Annotated in this window: 7 protein-coding genes and 1 pseudogene; 4 read left to right on the forward strand and 4 right to left on the reverse strand. The window is 68.0% G+C overall.

Features of this window, described 5'->3' with window-relative positions:
- The 3 genes from ACFWAY_RS20260 to ACFWAY_RS20270 form a co-directional block, all read right to left on the reverse strand.
- A complete protein-coding gene (locus tag ACFWAY_RS20260; protein ID WP_378454596.1) occupies positions 1–321 on the reverse strand; it encodes a hypothetical protein in 321 nt (106 codons plus the stop codon).
- A complete protein-coding gene (locus ACFWAY_RS20265) occupies positions 318–1,691 on the reverse strand; it encodes an acyclic terpene utilization AtuA family protein (protein ID WP_378511840.1) in 1,374 nt (457 codons plus the stop codon). The genes ACFWAY_RS20260 and ACFWAY_RS20265 overlap by 4 nt, the downstream gene beginning before the upstream one ends.
- 67 nt (positions 1,692–1,758) lie before the next feature.
- Positions 1,759–3,069 carry a CitMHS family transporter gene (locus tag ACFWAY_RS20270; RefSeq protein ID WP_378511841.1) on the reverse strand — a complete coding sequence of 437 codons (1,311 nt, stop codon included), beginning with the start codon at positions 3,067–3,069 and terminating at the stop codon, positions 1,759–1,761.
- Between the two features lie 154 nt (positions 3,070–3,223).
- On the opposite strand from ACFWAY_RS20270, the gene ACFWAY_RS20275 reads away from it, so the two are divergent.
- Together ACFWAY_RS20275 and ACFWAY_RS20280 are read left to right on the forward strand one after the other, a co-directional pair.
- Entirely contained in the window at positions 3,224–4,144 is a 921-nt protein-coding gene (locus ACFWAY_RS20275) for a LysR family transcriptional regulator (protein ID WP_378511842.1), read from the forward strand.
- A gap of 9 nt (positions 4,145–4,153) precedes the next feature.
- Complete coding sequence (locus tag ACFWAY_RS20280) at positions 4,154–4,519, forward strand: VOC family protein (protein WP_378511843.1); 366 nt, start codon at positions 4,154–4,156, stop codon at positions 4,517–4,519.
- A gap of 15 nt (positions 4,520–4,534) precedes the next feature.
- Here the strand turns inward: ACFWAY_RS20280 and ACFWAY_RS20285 are convergent, their stop codons facing one another.
- On the reverse strand, positions 4,535–5,515 hold the full coding sequence (locus tag ACFWAY_RS20285) for a LacI family DNA-binding transcriptional regulator (RefSeq protein WP_378511848.1): 981 nt from the start codon (positions 5,513–5,515) through the stop codon (positions 4,535–4,537).
- Between the two features lie 187 nt (positions 5,516–5,702).
- Between ACFWAY_RS20285 and ACFWAY_RS20290 the strand changes: the two genes are divergently transcribed.
- A complete protein-coding gene (locus tag ACFWAY_RS20290; protein WP_378511844.1) occupies positions 5,703–6,758 on the forward strand; it encodes a Gfo/Idh/MocA family oxidoreductase in 1,056 nt (351 codons plus the stop codon).
- A 5-nt stretch (positions 6,759–6,763) separates the two neighbouring features.
- Positions 6,764–7,285: pseudogene (locus ACFWAY_RS20295) on the forward strand (TIM barrel protein); the annotation flags it as partial.
- Positions 7,286–7,602 lie beyond the last annotated feature (317 nt).

The raw sequence follows: 7,602 nt of genomic DNA on the forward strand, positions 1-7,602 counted from the left end.
TCAGATTTCGAGGCTCAGCAGGTGGTAGCCCAGCGTCTTGCCGTGTCCGTCGAGTGCGGGTGAACCGGTGACGCCGCCGCCGAGGACGCCGGGCAACTCGAACACCATCGCCATCAGGTTCGGCTGGCAGGTGCGCCGGGCCCGGCCGGTGATCAGTTCACCGTAGTGGGCGGCGACGACGTCCTCGGTCAGGCTCCGGGTGAGATGACGGTAGGCGGCGCGGTCCCGGGCCAGCACAGCGAGGATGAGCGTGTCCCCCTTGTCTCCGGCACGGACGTCTGCGAGCGTGTCGATCTTCTGGACAGTTGCGGGCGTCGTCATTTCGTCACCTCCGTGAGATGCACCCGGGTGGACACGAGGTCGCGGGGCAGGGTGCACGAGCGGATCGCGAGTACCTCGGTCGCCGACCGCCGGGCACCGCCGCCGCCCGCCGGCCCGTTGGTGTACAGACTTTCCACTTCCCAGCCGACGAGGTCGGCTTCGTCGCGGGTGCGTGCGCGGGCGGTCACTCTCAGGCGAACCTCGTGGGCATCGGTGTCCATGTCGAGTCCGCGGAAAGCCGCACCGGCGCCGATGTATTCGACGGAGACCGCGTCCTCGGTGAAACCGTGCACGTCGACGAGTCGTTCGGTGACGATATCCGCGGCGAGCCGGGCGCGGGGGTAGGCGCGCGGACCCGCGTAACTGATCTGGCCCTCACCGAGCCAGCCGCCACGGAAGCCGAGGGTGACCTTCAACTGCTCGGGGCGGGGTCGCCCCGTCGCGCCGGTGATGGCGACCCGGTCGGGTCCGACACTGGTGAACGACACGTTGCCGAAGTCCGCGGTGACGTCGGGGGTCAGGTACGACGTGGGGTCTCCCACCTCGTACAGGAGTTGCTCGGCGCACGTTCGTTCGGTGAGTATGCCGCCGGATCCGTCGAGTTTGCCGAATGTCGCCGATCCGTCGGCGAGGACGTCGGCGAACGGGAAGCCGAGATCGGCCATACCCTTCACCGGTTTGGTGACGGGATCCGCGTAGTAGCCGCCCGTGAGCTGTCCGGCGCACTCGAGCAGGTGTCCGATCGCGGTTGCGGCGCCGATGGTTTCGTGATCGGCCAGGTCCCATCCGAAATGGTGGGCGAGTGGGGCGACGTAGAGGGAGGGGTCGGCCAGACGCCCCGTGACGACGACGTCGGCGTCCAGTTCGAGCGCGGGGATCACGGCGTCCGCCCCGATGTATGCGTTCGCGGAGACGAGTGCCTCGTCGTGCTCCGACAGGCGTCTCCCGGTTTCCCATACGACGGGGTCGTGGCGCAGCACCTGCTCGAGCACCGCGTCGCCCGTGATCGCAGCGATGCGCACCTGCCGGTCGGCGAACCGGGACGCGATGCCGGAGACCAGTTCGGCAGCGGCGAGAGGGTTGGCGGCACCGGCATTGGTGATCACCGTGGTCCCGGACGCGAGCGTGTGCGGGAGAACCGCGCGCATGCGTGCGGCGAGGAGCGGATCGTATCCTTCGTCCGGGTTCTCGAGCCGGCGAGAGTTTCCGGCGGCGACGGTGCGTTCGCCGAGGCATTCGAAGATCAGGTAGTCGAGGTCGGCGTGCCGGGCGAGTTTCTCGGCGGGGTCGATGCGATCCCCGGAGAACCCGGATCCTGCGCCGAGTCGCACGCTCCGCGAGGCGCTGCCGCGGGTGCTCGATGGTGTCACGGGCTCGAAGTCCTTTGCTCGTTCGATGTGTGGTGGGTGGGCCGGCGTGCGGCGGTGTCGTGGACGACTACAACGAGATGGCCCCGGTGAGCAGGGCCACGACGGTCATCACGATGGTGGTCCCGAAGGCCCAGCCGAAGATGAACCGCTGGTGCTTGCCGAGGTCCACCTTGCTCAGTCCGATCAGGATGAACGTCGCGGCGGTCAGCGGGCTGAGCGGGAATCCGGTGGTCATCTGGCCGAGGATGGCGGCGCGGCCGATCTCCGCGGGGTCGCCTCCGAACGATGCGGTGGTTTCCGCGAGCACCGGGACGACGCCGAAGTAGTACGCGTCCGGGGTGAAGACCAGACTGAGCGGCATCGACGTGACCGCGGTGATGACGGGTATCAGGGAGCCGGCGGACTGCGGAATCCAGGAGACGAAGGTCTGCGCCATCGCGGTGATCATTCCCGTGCCGTTGAGGATTCCGGTGAGCACGCCCGCCGCGAGGATCATCGCCACCACCATGGTGACGTTGCCGCCGTGCTTCGCGAACAGGGCCTGCTGGTCGTCCCATTTCGGGCGGTTGACGGCGAGTGCAAGTGCGAATGCGATGGCGAATGCCACCTCCAGCGGCACGAGCTGGAACAGCAGGATCACGATCAGAACGAGGGTGAGCACCGTATTGAACGCCATCACCGCCCGTTGGCGGCCAGTGCGCACCGGCGCGTCGGAGACGTGCGGCGTGCCGGGACCACCGGCGCCGGGAGACGCCAGTTCGGTGACGCCGAGCCGCTTTCGTTCGGTGCGGCCGATCATGTAGGCGGCGAACAGGACCCACAGGACCCCGGCCCCCATCGCGGGCAGGACCGGCGTGAAAATGTCGGCGCTGGTCAGGTCGAGCGCGGCCATGGCGCGGACGGTCGGGCCGCCCCACGGAATCATGTTCATCAGTCCCGCGGCCAGGCAGACGATGCCGGTCAGGACGACCGGGCGCATCCCGAGTCTCTGGTAGATGGGCAGCAACGCCGAGATGGTGATCAGGAAGGTCGAGGTTCCGTCGCCGTCGAGCGCGACGAGCAGGGTCAGCACCGCGGTTCCGACGGCGATCTTGGTGGGATTGCCACCTGCCCACCGGACGATCCGGCGGATCGCCGGGTCGAACAGTCCCACGTCGACCATCAGACTGAAATACAGGACCGCGAAGGCGATCATGATGGCGACGGGCGCGACCTTCAGCAGACCGTCGCCCACCATCTCCCCGAGGTCGGGTGCCCATCCGCCCACGATCGCGAATGCGACGGGGACGAGGATCAGCGCGACGAGCACCGAAACTCGTCGGCTGAACGCTAGCGCCAGGAAACAAGCGATCGTGGCGAACCCGAGCGCGGCAACCATGTGACCTCCTTCGAAATGGAGTCTCAGTGTCGCGCGCCTCACAATTGCGCGTCAAATATCAATGAATGATCGATTTATGAGTTCAACGCATGAATGCGTAGATGCAGCTTGGCGAGGGGTACGGCAGCCCAGCGCATGAATACCGGCCATACTGATGCGCATGAGCATCAATCTCGGGATTTCTCACCTGAGGAGCATCGTCGCCATCGCCGACTATGCGAGCTTCACCTCGGCGGCCCACGCACTCGACGTGTCTCAGTCCTCGCTGAGCCGCTCGGTCGCCGAGGCCGAGCGCAGACTCGACGTCACGCTGTTCGAACGCACCACCCGCCGGGTCGAGCTGACCACGCACGGGCACGAGATCATCGAGCACGCCCGGCGGATGCTCCACGACTTCGACGACGGGCTCACGCAGATCGAACGATTCGTCACCGGCGACCGCGGAATCGTGACGGTGGCGTGCCTGCCGTCGCTCGCGGCCACGTTCCTTCCTCCCTACGTGGTGAACTTCCGCGAGCGCCACCCCGACGTGCGGCTGCAGATCCGGGACGGACTGCGTCAGGAGGTTCTCGACGCCGTGTACTCGGGCACGGTCGACCTCGCCCTGGTCACCACCTCAGGGATTCTGCCCGGCCTGCAGCAGGACGTCCTGACGAGCGACTCCTTCTATTGCGCCGTCGCGCCGACACATCCCTTCGCCGATCGGCCGGTACTCCGATGGTCGGATCTCGCCGGGCAACCGTTCATCGCGTTCGGACCCGAGAGCAGCATCGCGGCGCCCGTCCGCCGGGCCGTCGAGGACGCACGCATCGAACTCGGACCTGTCATGCAGGCGCAGAACATCGGCGCGGTAGCAGGATTGGCGGCGGCCGGGCTCGGTGTCACCGCGGTGCCCGAACTCGTGCTTCCCATGATCTCGTTCGCCGGTCTCGTCCACATACCGCTGCAGCCGACGGTCGAACGCACCATCTCGCTGGTTCAGGTCGCCGGCCGACCCCAGACGGCGAGCACCCGCGGTTTCGTGAACATGCTTCTCGCCGAAAGAACCCCCGATCGAGGAGCTGATTGCGGCTAGAGTTCCGGCATGTCACCTTCTCGCGCAGATCACCATCGACTGAACTACGTGGAGTTGTCGGTCACGGACCTCGCAGACGCGGAAGCGTTCTACCGCTCGGCATTCGGCTGGGAGTTCAATGCCTACGGCCCGCAGTACGCGGGCATCGTCGGTGCGGACGGGGAGGAGGTCGGAGGCCTGCTGCAGGTGCCGGACCGGAAGCCGGCAGGCGGACCGTTGGTGCTGCTGTACTCGGTGGATCTCGACGCGTCGGTGGATGCGGTGCGGGCGGCGGGCGGCACCGTCGTCAACGGCCCCTACGACTTTCCCGGCGGGCGCCGCTTCCACTTCACCGACCCGAGCGGCAACGAACTCGGTGTGTGGTCGTCGTCCTAGCATCGGGCAGAGGATCTAGTCGCGGAGTGCGACAGGGCCGGTGGTCGCGCGGCGGACGAGGTGCGGCGCGAGCACGAGGTCGACTGCCTTGTTGCCGGCGATCTGAGCCAGCGCTCCGTCGACGGCGGCTTCGGCCATGTGCGTGGCGTCCTGCGAGATCGTCGTCATCTGCACGTGCGGAATCCTCGCCAGGCGGGAGTCGTCGTAGCCCACGACGGAAACGTCCGCGGGCACGTCCCGGCCCCGGCGGACCAGTAGGTCGAGCACGCCGGTGGCGCACCGGTCGTTGAAGGCGACGACGGCGGTCGGGGGAGCAGGCATCCCCAGAAGTTCGTGCATGCCTTGTGCACCTTCAGTTTCCGTTGTACCGCCGGCCACGACCGTTGCCGAAGCCGACAGTCCGTGCCGGTCCATCGCAGCCAGGAACCCGGCCCGCCGGTCGGCGCCGCCGGGCGCGTCGGCGCCATCGATATGGGCGATGTTCCGGTGCCCGAGTTCGGTGAGGTGGTCGACGGCCAGGGTGATGCCGGCGACGTCGTCGCCCCGCACGGCACCGACACCGGGCAGGCCGCTTGCGCGTGCCACGACGAGGGAGGGCACGCGGTCGGCCAGCGCGCCGAGCGCGTCGGCGTCGAATCGGGAGCCCAGGAGGATCGCCGCCTCGCAGCGCTCCCGCATCAGCGCCTGGACGGCGACCTGCTCGGCACGGCTCGGGGCGACCGCGCTGAGCATCACGTCGTAACCCCGGCGGGTGGCCGCCGCGTAGATCTGTTCGACGAGATCGCCGTGGAACGGCTGCTGCAGTTCGAACACGACGCCGAGCAACCGGGAACTGGCCTGGCGCAGTTTCTGTGCGCGACGGTCCGGCACGTAGCCCATCTCGTCGGCGATCTCGAGCACCCGCCGGCGAGTGGCCTCGCTCGCGCCGGGGACGCCCCGCATCACGATCGAGACGAGCGCGGTGGAGACCCCTGCCGTGCGTGCGACGTCGCCCATCGTCGGACGAGCGCCACCGGTCGATCCCGCCACCGGTTCGACCACGTGCACGGCTCCTGTCCTCCGGGCCCCGCGCTGTTCCGCTCGAAGCTGCTCTTGACCAATGATCGCATGAGTTCTACGGTCTTGAACTAGAACGTACTAGTTCGCCTCGGCCTCCACCCTTCCACTGCACTGGAGCACACCCATGTCACTCACCGAAGCCGCAACCGTCCACTCGGCGGCGCCCGCTCCCCACCCGGTACGCATCGCGACGATCGGTGCCGGACGCATCGGCTCGAATCACGCGGAGATCGTGGCCCGCCTGGTCCCCGGGGCGTCGCTCGTCGCGGTCAGCGACCCCGTCGGCGAGTCCGCGCAGCGTCTCGCCACCACGCTGGGAGCGCCGCTCGCCACCACTTCCGTCGACGACGTCCTCACCAGCGACGACGTCGATGCGGTGCTGATCACCGCCCCCGCGCGGAGTCACACGGACCTGGTCGTCGCGGCCGCGGCCGCCGGCAAGCACGTGTTCGTCGAGAAGCCGATGGCAGTGACCCTCGCCGACGCCGACCGCGCCATCGCGGCGGCCGCCGACGCCGGCATCGTCCTGCAGGTCGGATTCAATCGCCGATTCGCTCCCGGATTCGCCGCCGCCCGCGCCGCGATCGACGCGCAGAAGGTCGGAACCCCGCAGCTGCTGCGTTCGCTGACCCGCGATCCCGGCCCCTATACCGCCGATCCGGCACGCGTTCCGCAGTGGACGATCTTCCTCGAGACGCTCATCCACGACTTCGACACCCTCTGCTTCCTCAACCCCGGCGCACGACCGGTGCGGGTGCACGCGGTCGCGGACGCCCTGGTGCGACCGGACGCCAAGAACGCCGGTCATCTCGACACCGCGGTGGTGACCGTCCAATTCGACAACGGTGCCATCGCCACGGCGGAGGCGAGCTTCAGCGCGCTGTACGGATACGACGTGCGCGCCGAGGTATTCGGCTCCGGCGGCATGGTCACCGCAGGCAGTGGGCTCAGCACCGACATGACCTACTACGGTCCCGACGGACTGCACGCCGACACCGCGCGCCGCGACACCGACCTCCTGCACTCCGCGTACGTGGGGGAACTGACCGCCTTCGTCGACGCGATCCGCACCCACACACCGGCCGTCGTCACAGGCCAGGACGCCCGCACCGCGCTGTCGATCGCACTCGCCGCCATCCGCAGCGTCGAGACCGGCTCCGCCGTCGACCTGGACGCGTGACACCGATGGCCACGTACGCGCTCGCCGCCAGCGCCGAAATGCTCTACCTCGACCTGCCGTTCCTGGACCGCGTACACCGCATCGCCGAGCGCGGACTCCAGGTCGAGATCTGGGACTGGTCCACCAAGGACATCGACGCTCTCGCCGCCAGCGGCGCCGAATTCTCCTCGATGACCGGTTATCTGGAGGGTAACCTCACCGAACCCGACGGCATCGAGGCCCTGCTCACCACGGCGCTCCAGTCCCTCGACGTCGCGAAACGGCTCGACTGCCCGCGGCTGAATCTGCACGGAACCGGACTCGACAACCGGGGACTACCCGTCCGGCCGGTCGAAACGGTCACGCCCACAATGTGGCTCACCGCCGCCGACACTCTGCGGAAGGTCGCCGAACTCGGTGAACAGGCGGGGCGGGTGTTCACACTCGAGAATCTCAACCTCGCCGTCGATCATCCCGGTACCCCATTCGCGTCCGCGGCCGACACTCTCGCTCTCGTCCAGGCGGTCGACAGCCCCCACCTGCGTATGACCGGACTTCCGCAGTTCGTAGGCATTTTCGTGCATGCCGTGGAATGAAGGTGCAGGTCAGAGCGGTGCAGGGTGGGTGGAACGCGAAAATCTGTAGGCACACGACTTTCGGCGTGTCGGCTGGTGAAGCCGCATGCGATGTGGTGTTGTGTAGGTATGTACCTGCGGGAGACGCGGCGGAAGAACAAAGACGGCTCGGTCGTGTCGTATCTGCAGCTCGCACACAACGAGCGGCACCCGGACACAGGCTCGCCGACGGCGAAGGTGATCCACAACTTCGGCCGCGCCGAGACCGTGGACCGCGACGCTTTGGGGCG

The organism is Rhodococcus sp. NPDC059968 (genome assembly GCF_042738615.1).
GTDB lineage: Bacteria > Actinomycetota > Actinomycetes > Mycobacteriales > Mycobacteriaceae > Rhodococcus_F.